Genomic DNA, 20289 nt, shown 5'->3' on the forward strand with positions numbered 1-20289 from the left:
TAAAGATTATAGTTCACAAAATAGTATACAAATAAGTGTTTATGATGATAAACTTCTTATGTGGAATGCAGGAGATTTACCACAAAACTGGACTATAGATACACTTTTACGGAAACATACATCTGAACCACATAATCCTCTTATTGCATATCCATTTTTCCTAGCTGGATATATTGAGTCTTGGGGAAGAGGGATAGAAAAAATTATAGAAGAATCACAAAAGTTTAATGGTATAACTCCACAATTTAAATGGGAAAATGGTTTATGGGTTGAGTTTTATTTTAGTACTGATAAAAGTTCACCTAATGGGTTGGGTGAAAAGTTGGGTGAAAAGTTGGGTGAAACACAACAAAACATCATAAAGCTTATGCAAAATAACCCAAAAATTGCAATTACAGCACTTGCAGTTGAACTTGGAATCAGCACAACAGCAATAGAAAAACATATTAAAACACTAAAAGATAAAAATTTTATCCAGCGAATAGGCGGTGCTAAAGGCGGACATTGGGAGGTAAAACAATGAAAATAAATAGCGAAATTATCAACAACATAAGTACAACAAATCTAAGTATTTTTGTACCAAATAAAAATTTATCGTTTAGCTTAGCGAAAAAAGACAAGATAGATTTCATCTATAATACTTCTGCACTAGAAGGAAATGCTATGACTTTTCCAGAGGTGCAGACACTTTTGGAAGGGATTACAGTAGGTGGACACAAACTAAGCGATGAGCAACAGATCCTTAATCAAAACAGAAGTGTAAATCTACTCTTTGAGCTGATAGAAAAGGGTGAATTTTGTATAGATAGATATACACTTTTAAAGCTTCATGGCAAAGTGGCAGAAGAAGAAGCTATAACTTGGGGAGAGTTTAGAACAAGTGGAGTAAATATAGGTGGAACAGATTATTTACCACCAAAAGCCGATGAGTTAAATTCTATTTTTGATGAGGGTGTAAAAGAGATAAATCAAATAGTTCACCCAATAATTAAAGCTATAACATACTTTTTATTTGGTGCTAAAAGTCAATTTTTCTTTGATGGTAATAAACGAACATCAAGACTTATGATGAATGGAATACTTTTAGATAGTGGTTATCCTATTTTGAATATAAAAGCAAAAGATAAATTGGAGTTTAACAAGGTGATGATTGAGTTTTATGACAATAATGACATCGAAAAAGCGATAGAGTATTTAGTAAATTACTATATCAAGCAAAATACTCACTTGGTGGCTTAAATATGGAAAATATAACATTAGAGCAAGTAATACAACAAAACTGTATCGATCTTTTGAGCCATAAAGATTTTGGATATAAGTTTATAAGCAAAGAAGATAATCTTATTTTCAGAGAAAACAAAACATCTGCCGTACTTTTAAAAAAGATACTTATAGAGAGACTTTATGCTTTAAATAGCTATGAGTATAAAGGACAAAACTATAAATTTAGTGCTAATAATATATCTAAAGCAGTAGAAGACTTAGATGTATCTTTAAACGAGGGATTAATTGTAGCAAATGAAAAAATTACTAATCATCTGCTTTTAGGTACTAGCTATGAAGAGAATCTTGATGATGGTACTAAAAAAAGTTTCTCTTTTAAATATATCGACTTTGAAAATATTGAAAATAACCACTTTTTTGTAACAGAAGAGTTCATAGTAGATCGTGCCAACCAAAACGAAATTACAAAGACAAGAAGACCTGATTTGATTGTGTTTGTAAATGGTATTCCATTAGTGGTGATTGAGCTAAAAAAATCAAGTGTAAACTATGAAAATGGTATCAAACAACTTGAAAAAGAGCAAAAGAAAGATGAAATTCCTCATCTATTTAAGTATATCCAACTAACTATTGCAGCAAATAGTAATGAAGCTAGATATGGAACTATGGGAACACCTTTAAAGTTTTATAGTTTATGGAAAGAAGAAGAGAACCAAAAGGTAAAAGAGACTTTAAAAACTATGGTACAAGATAGAGAAATAAGCAGTCTTGACCTTACACTTTTTGCACTTTTATCAAAAGAAAGGCTTTTAAGACTGATAAGACACTATATTCTATTTGATCATAAAACAAAAAAAGTTTGCCGTTATCAACAGTTTTTTGGGATAGAAAAAACGCTTAAAAGGGTAGAAAAGATAACAGATGGTATAAGAGCAGGCGGACTTATTTGGCATACTCAAGGAAGTGGTAAATCACTAACAATGGTGATGCTTACAAAACTTCTAAAATTAACTTACACTAATGCAAAAATAATAGTTGTAACAGATAGAGTTGATTTAGATGAACAAATTCATAAAACTTTTGAAAATACAGATATAAAAGCAGGAAGAGCAAGTAGTGGAAGTGATTTAATAGAGAAACTTCAAAGTGGTATAAGTGTGATTACAACACTTGTACATAAGTTTGAAAAGGTAAGAAACTCAAAAACTGTTATCAATGATAACAATGTATTCGTGCTAGTAGATGAGTCTCACCGTACTCAAGGTGGAGATTTGCACAATGCCATGAAAAAAGCTCTACCTCTTGCTTGTTATCTAGGATTTACAGGAACACCACTTCTTAAAAAAGAGAAAAATAAAAACAGTTTTTTAAAGTTTGGTGGTGAAATACATAGATATACAATAGATGATGCTGTAAAAGATGGGGCTGTTTTACCGCTACTTTATGAGGGAAGACTGGTAGATCAAGAGGTACTTAGCCCAGATGGATTGGTGCGAAAATTTAATATGATTTCACGAGAGTTAAGTGATGATGCAAAAAGAGACTTGCAACACAAATGGGCAAGATTTCAAAAAGTTGCATCAAGTGAGCAAAGACTTGAGCTTATAGCATTAGACATCAATGAACACTTCAAAAAAACTCTAAAAATGGCAAATAGTGGATTTAAAGCGATGTTTGCAACAAGTAGCAAGTACGAGGCTATAAAATATCATGAGATTTTTGAAGAGTATGGAGATATACGAACTGCTTATGTAATTTCAAGCAATGAACATGAAGAACTAGATGGTGGAAATAAAGAGTATGTTGCAAAAGCGTGGCAAGAGACTATTAAGAACTATGGAAGTGAAGAAGAATATCTAAAATATGTCAAAAATGAGTTTATACACGGGTGTGAGATAGATTTGCTTATTGTTGTAGATAAGCTTTTAACTGGTTTTGATGCACCAAGAGCAAGTACACTTTATATAGATAAACAATTAAAAGAACATAACCTTTTACAAGCAATTGCAAGGGTAAATAGACTTTATGATGGAAAAGATTATGGGTATATTGTGGATTATAGAGGTCTTCTAGGAGAACTTGATCAAGCTTTAACAAACTATGCTTCACTTGATGGTTTTGATCCAGAGGATTTGACGGGAGCTGTAGTAGATGTAAGAACTGAAATAGCAAAAGCTAGAACTTATTACACCCATTTAGAAGATCTTTTTAGTGATGTTAAATTCAAAGATGATTTAGAAAGTTATGTAGTTGTTTTAGCAGATATTGCTAAAAGAGATGATTTTAAAGAGTGGTTATCTCATTTTTCTCGTGCTTTTAAATTGGCACTTTCGAGTGAAAAAATTGATGATATTTTGAGTGAAAATGAAATAAAGCTTTATAAGAAAAAAATCAAATTTTACAATGAACTCAGAAAAGTAGTGCAGCTACGATACCATGAAACTTGTGACTTTGGAAAATATGAAGAACAGATGCAAAAGCTACTTGATACTTTTGTAAGTGCCAAAGAGGTAAATGAGCTTACAAGGCTTGTAAATATATTTGAAACAGAGTTTGAAGAAGAGGTTCAAAGAGTTGAGGGTAAAAGTGCAAAAGCTGACACAATTTTGAGTGCCGTAAGTGCGGTAGTAAAAGAAAAAATGGAATCAAACCCAGCATTTTATAAGTCAATTGCCCAACAAATAGAAGATGTAATTAATGAATATAAAGCTAAAAGACTCAGTGAAGAGGAAAAATTGGCAAAAGCAAAACAATTAAAAGACCTAATAACAGGTATGTCAAAACCAAATGAGGATAAATACCCAAAAGAGTTTGAAAATAAAAAAACTTTAATTGCCATTTATGATAACTTGAGTGATATTTTGGGCAACTTAGAAGTTGTTGATTTTGAACTAATTGTTAAAAATTTAACTTTTAAATTTGATGAGATTTATTTAGGAGCTTCTAAAAAACCTGAATGGCATAAAAATAAAGATGTTGAAAATGAAATAACAAGTGCAATGGAAGATGTTCTTTGGGATATAGAGGACGAATATGATATATCAATCGAAAACAAAGAAAAAATTTATCAAACTATTAGAGGTATAGGTATAAGTTTTTATGGTTGAAAACATCCAAATTACTAAAAAAGATGTAAAAAATATTACTTTAAAAGTAAAACCATCTGGAGAAGTAATTTTAACTGCTCCAAAAATGACTAGCGATGAACATATAAAATTTATAATCAAAAAAAGAGCCAAGTGGATTGAAAAAAAGAAAGAATTTTTTGCGTCATTTGAAACAAGTGAAAAAGAGTATGTGAGTGGCGAAGATTTCAAATATCTAGGTCGAAGTTACAGGCTGAAAGTAATTGAATCAAAAAAAGAGGCTGTTAAGCTTCAAAGAGGCTATTTAGAAATCTATGTTAAAAATAAAAATGATTTAAAACGAAAACAAAATTTGGTTTACGAGTGGTATTATGAAAAAGCATTACTTCATTTTTTCAATATTTTACAAGAGTTTAATAAAATTGTTAAACAAGAGATAAAAGATATAAAAATAAGACAAATGAAAACAAGATGGGGAAGCTGTAACCCACATAAATCATATATAAATCTTAACATTGAACTTATAAAAAAGCCAAAGATTTGTATAGAATATGTAGTTTTCCACGAACTGGTTCATTTGATCTATCCAAATCATTCTAAAGAATTTTATAATTATTTATCACTATACATGAGTGATTGGGAAAAGCGAAAGCATATTCTTGAGAAAACAAGCAACTGAAAAAATATTTGAATATATAAAAATGTTTATAATTGACAAAGATTTATTGAAAATATCAAATGAATTTTAACTCTGTCTCAACTAGCCATCCACTTTGAAGGACGGCTTGATGATAGTTTAAATTTATGATAGAATTTTAGGACTTATCTGATGATGACACAGAATTTTGAACACTACCGTTTATTCTCTGGTTTTTGATTTGTTTTTGAACAATTTTTAGAATGATGATTATCCTCTTTTAAAAAAGTATGAAAATTTTCATTAGTTAATAGAGTTAAATCTCCATCTGCATATTTTATAATTACATCTTTTAATTCTATTCTTTCTTCACCTGCAAAATATACTTTTAATCCTTTGTTTAATAGGGTTTCAAAAGGTTTTTCTCCTAAGTGTGAAGTAATCAATACCTCTACATTTTTACTTTTTAACCAATTTGCAACAGCTTTTCCACCTATTTGTTCATTTTTTAATATTTCAATTTTGTTATTTTCTATAAAAGCAAAATATTTTGCTTTTCCAAAAAGTGTTGATACTGCTGTATTTTCTTTATTCGTTTTTACTGGTATTGCAATCATTTTATCTCCTTTGTTGCATTTTTAATTGAAATTTTATATCCAAGATATATAACCACGGGCCATAAACTTAACCAAATTAATTCACTTAAATATTCCATTTTTTCTAACCTTTCTAATAATTATGTGAATCTTTAGATTCAATCTCTTCTTTTGTAATTTTTACTCTATCCATACTATACCAAGCATAAGTTATATATGCTAGTACGAAGGGAACCATCAACGAAACATAACTCATAACCATAAGAGTATAGTGACTTCCTGAACTATTCATAATTGTTAAACTGCTTTGTAAATCAGTAGTTGAAGGATAGTAAGCTGTATTGTTTAATCCCACATTTAATAAAATCGCCATTACAGTTAATACAATTCCCACTCCACCCGTTTTAATGCAACAAGTTTTTTTAAATGTAATAGTTACAAATACAGCTATAATAACCATCAAGACACCAATTAAGAACATACTTAAAACAATTGGCATATCAATAAAGTTTTGAAGATATTTAAATCTTTCAATAACAATTAAACCACTCTTTTCAACTGCATATCCATCTTTTATAAGAATCCATAACATAAATCCTAAAAAGAAAAATAAAAAGAAAATCATATTTATTTTGATTGAATTAACTGCTTTGATTCTTATTTTTTCATAATCTATATTATTTATAAAATATAAAGCTCCACTAATCTTTGCCAAAAATACAAGTGCAAACCCTAATAAATAGTTATATGGATTAAGAAGTGCTTCAAGTCCTCTTAAAGAGTTTTGCCAATCTACAAAGTTGTTTGAATCAACTATAAATTCGCTTCCACTAAAAAAAGTACTAATTGCAACTCCTAATAAAAATGTTCCTATATTTCCATTTATTTTTAAAAACATTTCATAAGTTTTTTGTCCTAAAAAATTGTTTGGTTTAGTTCTATATTCATAAGAAACAGCTTGAATAATAAAACAAAATAGAATGCTTAACCAAACCCAATAAGCACCACCAAAACTTGTAGCATAAAATAGTGGAAAGGCTGCAAATAAAGCACCACCAAATAAAACTAAAGTTGTAAAACCTAATTCCCATTTTCTTCCTATACTATTTATTAGCATAGTTTTTTCAGTCTCATTTTCACTTAATTTATCTATTAAAGTTTGCCCACCTTGAACAAACATAATAAATACAAAAAGTCCACCTAATAAAGATATTATTATCCACCAATATTGTTGAAGTGTTATAAGTTCTAAGTTTTCAAATCCCATATTAGTGACCTCCATTTGGACCAATTTTTATCTGTTTTGTCATAATTTTTATTTCTGCTATTAATAAAACAGTAAAAAGTATGGCAAAGATAAAAAAGCTAATCATTACATTTGTTGTTGCTATTTTTGTAGCTGCAATTCCAACAGGCATTAAGTCTTGAATAGCCCAAGGTTGTCTTCCTACTTCAGCAACTACCCATCCAGCTTCACTTGCAATATATCCTAAAGGAATACTAAAAAGTGCTGATTTTAAAACAATTGGATAGTTTAGAATCTCTTTTTTTGTTAATAAAAATAAAACTAAAGCAAACAGTATTGTAAACCAAGTTCCAAGTCCTACCATAATATGAAATGAATAAAAACTAAGTGCAACAGGAGGAATAACATCTTCTGCATTTTTTATGTGTCCATAACCAAAATATTTCATATTTTCATCTAAAATTACTTTTGCTTTATTCATTTTTTCTTCATCTTTAGCTTTTTTTGCCTCTTTATAAGATTCCAAAGCTTCAATGGCAATTTTACCTTTTTGCATTTTTTCTTCTGTACTTATAATTCCTTGCTCTTTATTTCCATAAACTAAATCCTTTATTCCAGGGACATAAGCATTTATATCGTGATAACCCAAAAATGACAAAGCATACGGAACTGTAAATTCAAATAAGAATGTTTCTTCATCGTTTTCTAAAGTTTTATTAGGATTTAAAATTCCGATTGCAACAATTCCAGCATCTTTTTCACCCTCATAAAGACCTTCCATGGCTGCTAGTTTCATAGGTTGTTTAAGGGCAACTTGATGAGCTGATTCATCTCCACTTAAAATCAAAAATATTGAAGTTATAAGTCCAAATGTAGCCCCAATAATCATAGATTTTTTGGCAAATAAAATATCTCTTTTTTTCAATAAATACCAAGCACTAACTCCAACTACAAAAAGTGAAGCTAAAACATAACCACTTCCAATAGTGTGTAAAAATTTACTAATAGCAACGGGAGAGAGTAAAACATCCCAAAAATTATTCATTTCATTTCTAATTGTATCTGGATTAAAAGTCATTCCAACTGGATATTGCATCCACCCATTTGCAACTAAAATCCATAAAGCAGATAGATTTGAACCAACTGCAACCAACCAAGTTGATAATAAATGAAAACCTTTACTAACTTTATTCCAACCAAAAAACATAACAGCAAAAAAGGTACTTTCCATAAAAAAGGCTAAAATTCCCTCAACTGCAAGTGGAGCTCCAAAAATATCTCCAACAAACCAAGAGTAATTTGCCCAGTTTGTACCAAATTCAAACTCCATTATTATTCCAGTTGCAACTCCTATTGCAAAGTTTATTGCAAATAAACCCATCCAAAATTTTGTAGTTTTTTTCCAAAACTCATCATTTGTTTTTACATAAATAGTTTCCATAATAGCAACAATGAATCCAAGTCCCAAAGTTAATGGAACAAAAATCCAATGATACATTGCTGTTAGTGCAAACTGAGCTCTGGACCAATCAACTAAATGCTCTTCCATTTCTCTTCCTTTTAATTTTCTTTTGTTAGATTTTTATATACAAAATCAACTTTCTCTTCATATGTCTTATATTCAGTTTTGATAGATTTATCATGGATAAAATAGTTAAGAAAAACTAATATAACTAATAATTTTATTAATATGATTTTCCATAATGTTTTTCCAATAGTCATATTTTTAAAACCGTTAAGATAAAAAGAGTAAATATTTTTAATATTCAACATAAAATCTCCTTTTGTTGACATATGTTCAAAATGATAACACTTTTATGAACATATGTCAATAAAAAATCAAGAAAATTATGATATTATTTCAAACAAGGATAAAAATGGGTAGAGATAAAAATAAAAGAAATTTAATATATAAACCGGCATTTAAAGATTTTATACCAGAAAATAAACCATTTACTGGTGTTACTGTGTTGTTAGATGAAGAGATGGAAGCTATTTATTTAATGGATGTTTTAAATTTATATCAAAAAGAAGCAGCTATTAGTATGGAAGTTTCAAGACCAACTTTTACAAGAATTCTAAAAAATGCTAGACAAAAATTAACAAGAGCTTTAGTTTATGGAAATAAGATTTCTATTCAAGATGACAATTTAGGTTATATTGTAGCTTTATGTTCTTCAAGTTTAGAAAATTTTGAATCAATTTTAGCAACTGATAAATATGTATTGATTTATAAAATCCAAAATAATGAAATTAAATTATTGGATAGTTTTGAGAATGAAGTCTTTTCCAAAAAATTAAAACCTGCTATTGTTTTACCACAAATATTAATGAAATATAAAGTAAATATATTTTTATCTACAAGAATAGGGGAGGGATTAAAAAATTCACTCTTTGCAAAAGGGATACAAGCTATTGAGAAACAAATTGATAAAAAAGAGGATTTGATAAATTTAGTTTAGTTTTTTAATTCAAAAGAAGTAGAAAAAATCTACTTCTTTAAAATCATACCTTCTGATATAAAAAACTTAATTTATTTAAAATAGGTAATTCCCCCATCTGCATATTTTAATAATACTTCATCAATTTTGATTTTATTTCCTTGCGAACAATATACTTTTATACAATAGCTTTGGTTGTTATACTTTTTGCTTATTATGAATTTAAAATACGAAACAAATAAAAATGTTCAGAATTTATTTTTTAATAAGAAAATTCATAAAAGCTAAAACTATTAATAATTACTTCAATTTTAACTTAATGAATTTTTTATAATTTTCAATAAATGTTATTTTCAAAATAATATAAAAGTTACATTTAAAATACATCGTAAAACACTTGTTTTCCGACACTTTTCTTTTCTTTCTAAAAACATTCTAAAAAATAGCTATTTTTTATACGATAAATACTATCGGATTGTGATATAATACGAAAACTATATAAGAGAGGTTTTTCGTATGTATGTAGGTTATATTAGAGTTTCAACTGATGATCAGAATCTTTCTTTACAAAAAGATGCTTTATTAAAATATGGTGTAGATGAAAGAAATATATTTTCTGATAAAACATCTGGTTCAAAAGATAAAAGAGTTGGTTTAGATAAAGCATTAGAATTTTTAAAAGAAGGTGATACTTTAGTTGTATGGAAACTAGATAGACTTGGAAGAAGTTTAGCTCACTTAATATCTGTAATAACAGATTTAAAAAATAAAAATATATCTTTTGTATCTATTACTGAAGGTATGGATACAACAACAGCTTCTGGTGAACTATTTTTTCATATATTTGGAGCTTTAGCTCAATTTGAAAGAAGTTTAATTCAAGAAAGAGTAAAAGCTGGACTTGAAGCTGCTAAGAATAGAGGAATAAGAGGTGGACGTCCTAGAGCTATTAGTGAAGAAAAAATGATAGCTATTAAAAAAGCTTTAAATGATGGAATGAGCAAAGCAAGTATATGTAGAACTTTTGGAGTAAAAAGAAGTACATTAATTGATAGTTTGAATAGGGTGAGTGTTTAGAAAATTAAATTTTATATAGTATAAGTTTATATGTAGGCTTATCTTACTTATTCCTGTATGTTGAGCATCTAGGCGATTAAAAACTAGTTGTTTAGATGAACAGCTAGAATTATTAAATATTAGACTATTTCAAATCTAAAAAGTCTTTAAAGACTTTTTGTATCTAATTCATCAAACTCTTTTAATTTCTTTTGAATAATTTCTTCATAAGCTTTTTTGAATTCGGGAAAAGTATCTTTAGCATAAGATAATGCAAGATTTAAATACTCTTTTGATTTTTTTGGATTATCATTTTTAATAGCATCAGCCATAGTTACATAAGTTTTTACATAAGCAGTATATTGAGTTGGTTTTATTTTAGTTAGGTATTGTTCACAATATTTTAAAACTTTTTTTGAGTTATTGTTTGTAGAAAAATATTTTATTAATGTTTGATATATTCTATCAAAACTTGTTACTAAATCTGGGTTTAAACCATAAAGTTCTGTTGAGTTTAAAACACTTTCCATATGCTCTATATAAATTACTTCAAAATCGCAAGAGTTGATATTTTCATTGTTTCTAAATTTTTCAATAATAGAATCAAAAATTTTGTCATTTGTATCAAAAATTGTTAAATACTCTTTTAAAGAAGTATTGTTTTTTACTCTTTTCCAAGATTCAAAAGTATCTTTAAAATCAGAAGTTTCTCTCCATGAAAGTATAGAAGATTTCCCATCATATTGTGATTCTATAAATTTCCAAATTATATCTTTCTCTTTTTGTGACCAGTTGTGTTCTAATGAAAATCTATTTACTAAACTATACTCAATTTCATAATTTTTATAGTAAATATGATTTATATCACTATAATATGCATTATATAGCATACTTAAACAACTAGCATTATAGCTATCTAAATTTTTTAGAATCATTAATGCAAAAGGATATTCATTAAAATCAGATTGTGTTAATGTATAATGCCCTAATTGTTTTAAAATAACATGACCTAATAGTGTTTTATAAATTTCAAGATTTGATTCTTCTAAGTTCCATTTTTCTTTAAGTGCAAATGTGGAATGTAATATTCTCTCAGGACATATCTTAATCAAAATTTGACCATTTAATTCATCACTTTTTTCTATATATACACCTAAAAACTCAGTATCAAAAAGGGATAAATCATCAATTTTATAAGTACGCTTATCTCTTTTTATTATGTCATTATAAAGTTCAAGTTCACTAACAAAAAAGATGTTGAGTTGATTTAACTTATTCTGTTCATTATGAATTAAAGAGTGATCTATGATTTTATTTATCTCTTCTTTCATTTTATAATCCACAGGAAAAATTGTAGATTTATTTACATATATTATTTCAAGTTGCATGGTTTCTCCTTTTTTATTTTTTTATAGTAGTTAGAATATAAGACAAATAAATGTCTCTAAATTTATTTATACTTTTATAAATAAATTTACAAGGACAAAAAATGCTAAAAGATGTTTTATTTATCACAAAAGAAATTTTTCCAAAAGTTTTAGTAAAAAAGAAGAATCAAAATGAACCAAAAAAAATTTATGACTTTTATAGAAGTTTTCAAAAACTAATAAAAAATATAGATTTTGTTACAAATCATTATATATCTTTGGATTTTACCGAACCTTATTTACAAAATTCATCTTGTGGAGAACCTGTTGATAAATGGAGAGAGGTTTTAAATAGAGATTTAAAAGGTTTAAATGAATGTGTAAAAAATTATTTAATTAATCTAGCTTCTTTATCATATTTTGATATAGCTGAAATTTATCATTCTATGTTATATGAAGTTTTTGTAGAAAAGGGATATAATGTAGGATTTATAGAGCCTAATAGTTGTTCTCTTAAAATAGATTGTTTAAATTTAAATCCTAAACATCATAAAAAAATAGATGTGTATGAGCGTAAAGCAATAGATTTATCAACCTATGAATCAAGAGTTAATCTAAAAAATGAATTAATCAAAATAAATGAAGATTTGAAACCTGAACTTCAAAAATTAGAGGAATATATCTTGAAAAAATACACGATAAAGGATTTATTAAAATGAAGGAGCATAAAAATAATAAATACTTAGTTTTAGAAGTAAAAAAAGAGCTATTTAGAGTTTTGGAATTTTCATTTTATAAAGAGAATATTAATGTTGTTTATTTTGAAGAATTTACAGATATTCAAAAGTTAGAATCTTTGTTTGAAGATGAGATTAAAGCTTGTGTTATCTCTTTTTCAAAAGATATTGATAAAAAAAATATAGTAAAAATTGAAAATGAGATAAAAAAGTTGAATATAAATTTTGATGAAAATATTAGTGAACTTCAAGCAATATATTTTGCAATTCAAAATTTCGATTCATCTTGTAAATACAGACCGTATGTTTACCCTTTATTTAATAAATTTTTTAATTTTCGAGATGAACTAAATGCAGTTTTAGTTGGTTGTGTAGTTTATATAATAGAAAAGATAAAATTAGGACAACTTCCTGTTAAAACTGAAAAAATTATATTTACCAAGCAAAAATTAAAACAAATAGAAAAATTAAATCAATTTTTAGAAACTATTGAAGAAAAAGCTTACAATCTTGCAAAAATAGAAAATCAAACAGCTTTAAAAAAACTTCAAAATAAAGAAAACAATATAGATGATTATGAATTAGAGATTCAATTTATGTTTTTTACAAAAGATAGAAAAGATGATGGAGTAGAACTTCTTACTATTATAGAGCATGTAAAACATCATTTTAATAAAAATAGCGAAATAAATCTCAATGATAAAGAAAATCATAATGTAACAAAATCAATAATCAACTCAAAAGCTTTAAATGAACAAAAGCATTGTTGGTTACTACATTGTTTGTATGATGATTATCATATATCTTGGGATAGAATTTTAGATATTGATGGTGTTTATTTTGATATTAATATAAGACTTCAATATGATGAAAATCTTTAAAACTAGACAATAATTTGTCTAGTTAAAATAATAAACTTCTTTTTTATAAAAGGAGTTTAATTATGACTACAAGAATATTTTTTCAAACTTTCCCAAAACTTTTTTTACCTGAGTTTCAAAAAAGAAATAGTTGGATTATAACTGTGTATTCAAATGAAAATGAAGAAAAAGCAGAGTTTTATAATGCTTATTTTATTTATAAACATTATTATTGTTCAGTTTGTGGAACAGTTGAAATAACTAAAAAAAGAGCAAAAAGAAGAGATAACTTTTATAGTGGTTATACTTGTAAAGTTTGTAAAAATAGTGATTTCCTAAATTTACTTTCAAATAATGAATTTTTTAAAGCAAAAAATATAAGTTTTGAGCTTTTCGAAAATCAAGATTTTTATCATATTCAACCATATATTCATATTCCATCTGTAAATTATGAAAATAAAGTTATAGATAAAAGAATAGAACTAAGAGGTTATAAATGTGATAAAAAAATTTATAACCCAAACTACTTTAAAGATGATTTTTTTAAAGAAGAAAATATCAAATATAGATTTACTGATATTTCAATAAATGAGATAAATAATTTCTTTTTAGGGAATCTAAAAGATGAATTTATAGCGAAATTTGAGGAAATAAAGAATGTGTTATTTTGTAAATAAACTAGATATAATTTTTAATTTGATAAAAAATAAAGTATTCTGACATATATGTATATTATAATAAATAAAATTTTGGGAAAAAATATGAGTATATTTGAAGTAAATAAAGAAAAATTTATAGAAATATTTAAAAAAGAAAATAGTTTTGAAATACCTGAATATCAAAGACCATTTTCTTGGGAAGAAAAACAATTAAATGATTTGTTGGATGATTTATCAAATGCATTAAATAGAAATTATCCTGAGTATTTATTAGGAACAGTTTATCTTCAAAGAGTAAATGACGATACATTTAAGATATTAGATGGACAACAAAGATTTATCAGTATGTATTTATTATTGAAATCTTTGAATTATGAATGTTTACCTAAACTAGAAATAGGAAAAAATGATAATGATTTTTTTCAGAAATTAATTAAAAAAAATGAAATTGAATTTCCATTATCTCCATCATCTGCAAGTCAGAAAAGATTAAAAATAGCTTTAGAATTATTCAAAAATAAAGTAGAAGCATTTGAGGAAACTAAAATTTTAGAATTTATTAATAAAAATCTCTCAATTATAGTTACAGTAGTAAATGATCCAAAAGTTGCAATTACAACATTTATAACACAAACTGATAGAGGAAAAAGACTTACTAATCTTGAAAAATTAAAAAGCATTCTTTATTATTATAAATTACAATTAAATGAAGAAAATGAGAATTTTAATAACATAGAAAATCTTTTTGGAGAAATATATCAATCATTAAATAAACTTTATAACAAACCTGTACAAAAATAAGATTTTATTTTTAAAGATAATTTAAAAATTATTTGAGAAGATAGTTTTCGATAGAATTAAACAATATAAAAGTTTAGAAGGAATAGGAATGACTTTAACAAAAGATAAATTAAAAAGTTTATATAAAAACAAATATTTTATAAGAAATAGTGAAATTAATATGAGATTTTCTATTTTAATAGAACTATTTGATGAAATTAAAAATCTGAAAAAAGAAGATTTAATTAAAAATATTGAGCCTAAACCATCAGAAAATCCATTTGGTCCTGCAAAAGATTATTTAACAAGAGATAAAGCATTTGAAGGTGTAAAAGCTATTGCAGATAAATTTTATGAAATAGATGATGTTTATCATAAAATAATTATTAGTATTGGTTCGATTTTAGGTGGATTTGATTTTAAAAATCATCAAATGAAAGATGAGTATAGAATTATCTCAAATAGTAGTAAAAGTAGTGATGATTTTAAAGCTTCACTAACAAGTCAAGGACAATCAAGACATCCTTCTTCTCATTTTGCTGATAATAATTATTTCTTTAATATTGTAGAATTTGTTAATCACTTAGATTGGTCAGAAGCAAAAATGGTGTTACGTTATCCCAATGAACTTTTAAAAGTAGAAAATGATGACGAAGATTTTTCGATGGAATATCAAAAACAAAAAGCTATTTTAGAAAGTAGATTCCCTCCAAAATTTCTTTGGATGTGGGCTAATAAAAGTAACGTGATTTATCCTATTAGTCTGATGGCATTTAGGAACTTTTTGAATACTGAATTTGGGAAAGATATTATAAACGAACTAAATCAGGATTATACTCCTGAAATTATTACTAATATGAAATTTGATGAATTTAAAACTATATGGACTAATATATCTAATAAAATTTTAGTAAATTTAGAAGTAGAAAAAAATCATGAAAATTTAGAGAATTTATCAAAACTTATATCTAAAATTTGTATAGAAGAAACAGATATAAAAAATATATCAGATTTATTAACTACTGGAAATAAAGCAGTAATACTTTGGGGACCTCCAGGTACAGGTAAAACTTATGAGAGTGAACAAGTTGTAAAAGAGCTTTTGGAAGTAAAAGAAGGTGAGAATTTTGAAGAGAAATATCTTTTTTCAAAAGGATATATGAATAGAAATGAAAAAGGTTATTATGAGATTGTGCAGTTTCATCCAAATTATACCTATCAAGATTTTATAGGAGGAATTTCACCGAAACTTCGTGGTAATAATGTTAGTTATGAACTAAGAGAGGGTATATTCAAAAAATTTTGTGATACTGCAAATAAGGATGAAAATAAGAATAAAAAATTTATTTTTATAATAGATGAAATAAATAGAGCAGAACTATCAGCTGTATTTGGTGAATTGTTATACGCACTTGAATATAGAGGAAAATCTATAAATTTGCCCCATTTTAAATCACCATTCACAATTCCTTCAAATGTATATATTATAGGAACTATGAATAATGTAGATAAAAGTTTAGTTACTTTTGATTTGGCTCTTAGAAGAAGATTTGGATTTTTTAAGCTTATGCCAAAACTTGAAGTTATAAAAGATGTACTTAGTGAAGTTATAGACGAAGAATCATTAAGTAAATACTATGACAAATGTGAAAAATTAAATAAAAATATTGTTACTAATCTTGATTTAGGAGAAAACTATCAGATTGGACAAGCTTATTTTCTAAAAATAAGAGATTTTTTAGAAAAAAATGAAAATGAAGAAATTATTGAAAATCAAAATATTACAAGTTTTGAACTAGAGAAACTTTGGATTTATAATCTTGAACCATTACTTGAAGAGTATTTGGGCATGAGTATAGAAGATAATGAAGTTATGAGCAAATTAAAAAGTTTAAAAGAAGAGTTTTTAAAAGACAACTAATGAATACTTTAGAATTAAAAGATAGCCAATATATAGATGGAGAAGAATCGAAATATTGTAATATTTATTATTGTAATGCAGTAGATAAACTTAATCAAGAAATTATAGATATGCAAATAGACTTTTTTTCATTGGGTGGAAACAATAAAAAATTGAATGAAAAATTTATTTGGTATAAAATAGATGAAATAGAAAATTTTAGTAAAACTCAAATTATAAAAAAAGCTACATTTTTTACATCACACTATATGGGATTTTATTCCACAGTAATAAATAATAAAATTGTAAATATAAGAATTAGCCCAAGATTTGGAGTTGGAATATTTAATTATTTGATCTCTTTTGCTTATGGAATTTATCTTCCAAAAGGTTTTTCAAGTAGTTCTATTAATAACTCTGATTCTCTTTGGCTTATTACTTTGATGTGGAAAGCTACTTTTGAAAAAGCTTTGACAAAAAGTCAAATTCCAAAAGAGTATCAAAAACAAAGTAAGAATTTAGAAACATATAAAGGTCAATTAAATGTAGCTAAACATTTACATCATAATCTTTTTGATAAAAGTAAATTCTATTGTGATTATAGAAAATTAACTATGAATACACTTATAAATCAAACCATTAGATATACATATAAATTACTTGAAAAAAAAGGTTATGCTAATCTTTTAAAAGATATATCTGAATATGAACAAATGCTACAATCATTTGGAGTTGAAAATCAAAAACCAACTTTACAAATGATAAAAAATATTAGTTATTCAAAGCTAAATATATCTTACAAAAAAGTAATGGAACTAAGTGGTTTAATAATTAAAAATGAATCAAAATCTAGTAATAAATCTTTTAAGAATGATAGTTTTTCATATTTTTTAGATATTGCAGAAGTTTGGGAAAATTATCTTTTAAAGCTATTGGAAAAAAATTTACTTGAATATACCATATATTCTCCAAACGAAAAGGGTGGCGTTAGTCTTTTTACTGATGGAAGTAGAGAGATTAGACCAGATATTATAATAGAAAAAGATAATAGAGTTGTAGCTGTTCTAGATGCTAAATATAAACACTATAACAAAATAGGAAAATATGCAGGTATAGATAAAAGTGTAAGTAGAGATGATTTATATCAAATGGCAACTTATTTATACTATTATGGAAATAAAAATGAAAATATTGTTGGATTATTTATATCTCCTATTGAACAATCAGAAGAAAATATTAAAATACTGAATAATAGCTCTAATCATCAAATAGGTGTTGTTAATTTGAACATTGAACAGTTTAATAGTGAAAATTGTGGTTTTTCCATGGAAAAAGTTAAAGAATTAGAAGAAGTATTTATTAAAAAGATTAAAGGAATCATAAATGCCACTATCTAAATCTCAATATATCAGAGGACTTCAATGCCACAAGTCTCTTTGGCTTTATAAAAATAAACCTGAACTTAGAGATACTCCAAATCAAGCTCAAGAATCATTATTTAACACAGGTTTTGATGTGGGAGATTTAGCAAAGCAACTATTCCCAAATGGTGTTGAAATAGAATTTGATTCATCAAATTTTGATGGAATGATTACTAAAACAAAAGAGCTAATTAATAATGGTTGTGAAGTGATATATGAAGCAACATTTAAAGAAAATGGTATTTTTGCAATGGCTGATATTCTTGTAAAAAATGGAGATAGTTGGGATATTTATGAAGTAAAAGCAAGTACCAATGTAAAAGAATATCATCTAAATGATGCTTCTGTTCAATGGTACTGCTTGAGTAATGCAATAAAATTAAATAAAGTATATATAGTTCATATAAACAATAGCTATGAAAGAAATGGTAGTTTAGATATTAGGAATCTTTTTTCAATTGTTGATATAACAGAAGAAGTACAAAATAGACAATATCAAATACCTTTTAATATTGAGCAAATGGATTTAATGCTTAAAGATGATATGCCAAATATTGATATAGGAACTCATTGTAGTAATCCATATTCTTGTGATTTTGAAAGCCATTGTTGGAAACATATTTCATATCCATCAGTTTTTAATCTTTATTGGATGAATAGTTCTAAAAAATTTGAAATGTATTATAAAGGAATAGTAAATTATGAAGATATTCCTTTAGATTTTCCATTAAATACTACTCAAAAACTTCAAGTTGAAACTTTTAAATCAAATGAACCATATATAGATAAATCAATAATAAAAGATTTTATAGATACGGTTAAATATCCTATTAACTTTTTTGACTTTGAAACATTCCAAAATGCAATTCCAAGATTTGATAAACAAAGACCATATATGCAAATACCTTTTCAATATTCACTTCATATTTTACATGAAGATGGAACATTAGAACATAAAGAATTTTTAGGTGATGAAAATAGTGACCCAAGAGATGCTTTAATAAATCAAATGTTAAAAGATATTACTTTAAATGGAAGTATTATGGCTTATAATCAAGCATTTGAAATAACTAGGATCAAAGAATTAGCTAATTATAATATTGAAAAAAAAGATGAACTTTTAGCTTTAGTTGATAGATTTGTAGATTTAATAGTCCCATTTAGAGTAAGAGGATATTATCATCCAAATTTTAATGGAAGTTTTTCTATAAAATCAGTTCTTCCTGCAATGTTTCCAAATAATGATGAACTAAACTATAAAAAATTAGGCTCAATTCAAAATGGTGGAGATGCTATGGATACTTTTGCAAATCTTTATTTACTAAAAGAGAAATCAAAAAGAGATGAAATTAGAAAAGATTTATTAGCTTATTGTCATTTGGATACATTGGCAATGGTTAGAATTTTTGAAAAATTAAAAGAAATTATATAAAGGAAAAATAAAATGACAAAAGAAGAAGCATTAGAAAAAATTAGTGAATATAGTAATGCATTTAAAAATATGTTTTCGTATCATAATGATAAAGAAGTAGCTTTGGCAGCAGTAAAAAGAAATGGGCTTGTTTTAGACTGTTGCTCTAAAGAATTAAAAGATGATTTTGATATTGTTTTAGCTGCTGTTTCAAATAATGGAGTATCAATAAAATATGCATCTGATAATTTGAAAGATAATAAAAAAATTGTTGATGCTGCATTAAAAAATAAAAGTGATGCCATTAATTATTTATCAAATCATATGAAAACACAGAAATTAGAAGAAGAACGTCTACGATTAGAGAATGAACAGAAACTTGAAATAATAAATGATTCTAAAGAATTTATAGAGAAATACAATATGACACAAACTGATGCATTAATGGTAATGCAAATTTTGGAATTAAAAATTCAAAATAAAAAATTAGGAGATTTAGGTGGTTACATTGATAATATAAACGAAAGACTTGATGAATTGGAAAGCAACTTAGTATATAAAGAAGATGATTTAAATGATATTAATTCTAGGCTGGAAGACATAGAGAGCAAGATGGATGATTTAAAAGAATAGATTAATATGGATACTAAGATGTCTTAATTTTAGTATTATCAGGGAATAAAATTTACAATATAAATATTTCTTTTGTTTATTTATCATAAAATATAATAGCAGATATTTATAAAAAGGACTAAAGTTATAATACCCCAAAATGTCAAGACAATTTTTTCTAAATCTTTATTCCTTTAAACACCAGTTACTTTATGCTACATTTTCACTTTTTAAACTATAATTATTATCATTTATT

The 20289-nt window shown here is 26.1% G+C and carries 19 protein-coding genes; 14 read left to right on the forward strand and 5 right to left on the reverse strand.

The window, feature by feature from the left end:
• From IQC44_RS10710 to IQC44_RS10725, 4 genes are all read left to right on the forward strand, one after another.
• On the forward strand, positions 1-523 hold a 523-nt coding region (locus IQC44_RS10710), incomplete at its 5' end, for an ATP-binding protein (RefSeq protein ID WP_198306356.1).
• Entirely contained in the window at positions 520-1239 is a 720-nt protein-coding gene (locus IQC44_RS10715) for a Fic family protein (protein WP_198306357.1), read from the forward strand. The genes IQC44_RS10710 and IQC44_RS10715, both read left to right, overlap by 4 nt.
• 2 nt (positions 1240-1241) lie before the next feature.
• Positions 1242-4331: a type I restriction endonuclease subunit R gene (locus IQC44_RS10720; protein WP_198306358.1), complete on the forward strand. Its 3090-nt coding sequence runs from the start codon at positions 1242-1244 to the stop codon at positions 4329-4331.
• The gene (locus IQC44_RS10725) at positions 4324-4989 is read left to right on the forward strand and encodes a M48 family metallopeptidase (RefSeq protein WP_198306359.1); all 666 of its coding nucleotides are present in this window, start codon (positions 4324-4326) and stop codon (positions 4987-4989) included. The genes IQC44_RS10720 and IQC44_RS10725 overlap by 8 nt, the downstream gene beginning before the upstream one ends.
• Before the next feature lie 173 nt (positions 4990-5162).
• Here the strand turns inward: IQC44_RS10725 and IQC44_RS10730 are convergent, their stop codons facing one another.
• The 4 genes from IQC44_RS10730 to IQC44_RS10745 form a co-directional block, all read right to left on the reverse strand.
• Positions 5163-5564 carry a NifB/NifX family molybdenum-iron cluster-binding protein gene (locus IQC44_RS10730; RefSeq protein ID WP_198306360.1) on the reverse strand — a complete coding sequence of 134 codons (402 nt, stop codon included), beginning with the start codon at positions 5562-5564 and terminating at the stop codon, positions 5163-5165.
• Positions 5565-5676: 112 nt separating this feature from the next.
• The gene (cydB, locus tag IQC44_RS10735) at positions 5677-6810 is read right to left on the reverse strand and encodes a cytochrome d ubiquinol oxidase subunit II (RefSeq protein ID WP_198306361.1); all 1134 of its coding nucleotides are present in this window, start codon (positions 6808-6810) and stop codon (positions 5677-5679) included.
• Position 6811: 1 nt separating this feature from the next.
• On the reverse strand, positions 6812-8338 hold the full coding sequence (locus IQC44_RS10740) for a cytochrome ubiquinol oxidase subunit I (RefSeq protein ID WP_198306362.1): 1527 nt from the start codon (positions 8336-8338) through the stop codon (positions 6812-6814).
• A gap of 11 nt (positions 8339-8349) precedes the next feature.
• Positions 8350-8562, reverse strand: coding sequence for a DUF4492 domain-containing protein (locus IQC44_RS10745; protein WP_024774370.1), 213 nt, complete (start codon positions 8560-8562; stop codon positions 8350-8352).
• Between the two features lie 104 nt (positions 8563-8666).
• On the opposite strand from IQC44_RS10745, the gene IQC44_RS10750 reads away from it, so the two are divergent.
• Both IQC44_RS10750 and IQC44_RS10755 read left to right on the forward strand, forming a co-directional pair.
• Positions 8667-9251, forward strand: a complete 585-nt coding sequence (locus IQC44_RS10750) for a DUF134 domain-containing protein (protein WP_198306363.1) — start codon at positions 8667-8669, stop codon at positions 9249-9251.
• Between the two features lie 495 nt (positions 9252-9746).
• Entirely contained in the window at positions 9747-10307 is a 561-nt protein-coding gene (locus IQC44_RS10755) for a recombinase family protein (protein WP_198306364.1), read from the forward strand.
• A 146-nt stretch (positions 10308-10453) separates the two neighbouring features.
• On the opposite strand, the gene IQC44_RS10760 is transcribed toward IQC44_RS10755, so the two are convergent.
• Positions 10454-11674, reverse strand: a complete 1221-nt coding sequence (locus IQC44_RS10760; RefSeq protein WP_198306365.1) for a hypothetical protein — start codon at positions 11672-11674, stop codon at positions 10454-10456.
• 101 nt (positions 11675-11775) lie between these two features.
• Between IQC44_RS10760 and IQC44_RS10765 the strand changes: the two genes are divergently transcribed.
• The 8 genes from IQC44_RS10765 (at position 11776) to IQC44_RS10800 (ending at position 20054) form a co-directional block, all read left to right on the forward strand.
• Positions 11776-12372: a hypothetical protein gene (locus IQC44_RS10765; RefSeq protein WP_198306366.1), complete on the forward strand. Its 597-nt coding sequence runs from the start codon at positions 11776-11778 to the stop codon at positions 12370-12372.
• On the forward strand, positions 12369-13271 hold the full coding sequence (locus IQC44_RS10770) for a hypothetical protein (RefSeq protein ID WP_198306367.1): 903 nt from the start codon (positions 12369-12371) through the stop codon (positions 13269-13271). The genes IQC44_RS10765 and IQC44_RS10770 overlap by 4 nt, the downstream gene beginning before the upstream one ends.
• Positions 13272-13333: 62 nt before the next feature.
• Positions 13334-13927 (forward strand): hypothetical protein, encoded by a 594-nt coding sequence (locus IQC44_RS10775; RefSeq protein ID WP_198306368.1) that lies wholly within the window; start codon positions 13334-13336, stop codon positions 13925-13927.
• 84 nt (positions 13928-14011) lie between these two features.
• Positions 14012-14710 carry a DUF262 domain-containing protein gene (locus tag IQC44_RS10780; RefSeq protein WP_198306369.1) on the forward strand — a complete coding sequence of 233 codons (699 nt, stop codon included), beginning with the start codon at positions 14012-14014 and terminating at the stop codon, positions 14708-14710.
• An 88-nt stretch (positions 14711-14798) separates the two neighbouring features.
• Positions 14799-16610 (forward strand): McrB family protein, encoded by a 1812-nt coding sequence (locus tag IQC44_RS10785; protein ID WP_198306370.1) that lies wholly within the window; start codon positions 14799-14801, stop codon positions 16608-16610.
• Positions 16610-17986 carry an McrC family protein gene (locus tag IQC44_RS10790; RefSeq protein ID WP_198306371.1) on the forward strand — a complete coding sequence of 459 codons (1377 nt, stop codon included), beginning with the start codon at positions 16610-16612 and terminating at the stop codon, positions 17984-17986. Before IQC44_RS10785 ends, IQC44_RS10790 begins: the two co-directional genes overlap by 1 nt.
• Positions 17973-19442 carry a DUF2779 domain-containing protein gene (locus tag IQC44_RS10795; protein ID WP_198306372.1) on the forward strand — a complete coding sequence of 490 codons (1470 nt, stop codon included), beginning with the start codon at positions 17973-17975 and terminating at the stop codon, positions 19440-19442. The genes IQC44_RS10790 and IQC44_RS10795 overlap by 14 nt, the downstream gene beginning before the upstream one ends.
• Before the next feature lie 12 nt (positions 19443-19454).
• Positions 19455-20054 (forward strand): DUF4116 domain-containing protein, encoded by a 600-nt coding sequence (locus tag IQC44_RS10800; protein ID WP_050071974.1) that lies wholly within the window; start codon positions 19455-19457, stop codon positions 20052-20054.
• Positions 20055-20289: the final 235 nt, after the last annotated feature.

Origin of the sequence: Arcobacter vandammei, from assembly GCF_016106035.1 — a bacterium.
Taxonomy (GTDB): Bacteria; Campylobacterota; Campylobacteria; order Campylobacterales; family Arcobacteraceae; genus Aliarcobacter; species Aliarcobacter vandammei.

Coding starts and splice junctions, on each gene's coding strand:
- IQC44_RS10715 (WP_198306357.1), top strand. CDS start 520: ATGAAAATAAATAGCGAAATTATCAACAACATAAGTACAACAAATCTA.
- IQC44_RS10720 (WP_198306358.1), top strand. CDS start 1,242: ATGGAAAATATAACATTAGAGCAAGTAATACAACAAAACTGTATCGAT.
- IQC44_RS10725 (WP_198306359.1), top strand. CDS start 4,324: ATGGTTGAAAACATCCAAATTACTAAAAAAGATGTAAAAAATATTACT.
- IQC44_RS10730 (WP_198306360.1), bottom strand. CDS start 5,564: ATGATTGCAATACCAGTAAAAACGAATAAAGAAAATACAGCAGTATCA.
- cydB (WP_198306361.1), bottom strand. CDS start 6,810: ATGGGATTTGAAAACTTAGAACTTATAACACTTCAACAATATTGGTGG.
- IQC44_RS10740 (WP_198306362.1), bottom strand. CDS start 8,338: ATGGAAGAGCATTTAGTTGATTGGTCCAGAGCTCAGTTTGCACTAACA.
- IQC44_RS10745 (WP_024774370.1), bottom strand. CDS start 8,562: ATGTTGAATATTAAAAATATTTACTCTTTTTATCTTAACGGTTTTAAA.
- IQC44_RS10750 (WP_198306363.1), top strand. CDS start 8,667: ATGGGTAGAGATAAAAATAAAAGAAATTTAATATATAAACCGGCATTT.
- IQC44_RS10755 (WP_198306364.1), top strand. CDS start 9,747: ATGTATGTAGGTTATATTAGAGTTTCAACTGATGATCAGAATCTTTCT.
- IQC44_RS10760 (WP_198306365.1), bottom strand. CDS start 11,674: ATGCAACTTGAAATAATATATGTAAATAAATCTACAATTTTTCCTGTG.
- IQC44_RS10765 (WP_198306366.1), top strand. CDS start 11,776: ATGCTAAAAGATGTTTTATTTATCACAAAAGAAATTTTTCCAAAAGTT.
- IQC44_RS10770 (WP_198306367.1), top strand. CDS start 12,369: ATGAAGGAGCATAAAAATAATAAATACTTAGTTTTAGAAGTAAAAAAA.
- IQC44_RS10775 (WP_198306368.1), top strand. CDS start 13,334: ATGACTACAAGAATATTTTTTCAAACTTTCCCAAAACTTTTTTTACCT.
- IQC44_RS10780 (WP_198306369.1), top strand. CDS start 14,012: ATGAGTATATTTGAAGTAAATAAAGAAAAATTTATAGAAATATTTAAA.
- IQC44_RS10785 (WP_198306370.1), top strand. CDS start 14,799: ATGACTTTAACAAAAGATAAATTAAAAAGTTTATATAAAAACAAATAT.
- IQC44_RS10790 (WP_198306371.1), top strand. CDS start 16,610: ATGAATACTTTAGAATTAAAAGATAGCCAATATATAGATGGAGAAGAA.
- IQC44_RS10795 (WP_198306372.1), top strand. CDS start 17,973: ATGCCACTATCTAAATCTCAATATATCAGAGGACTTCAATGCCACAAG.
- IQC44_RS10800 (WP_050071974.1), top strand. CDS start 19,455: ATGACAAAAGAAGAAGCATTAGAAAAAATTAGTGAATATAGTAATGCA.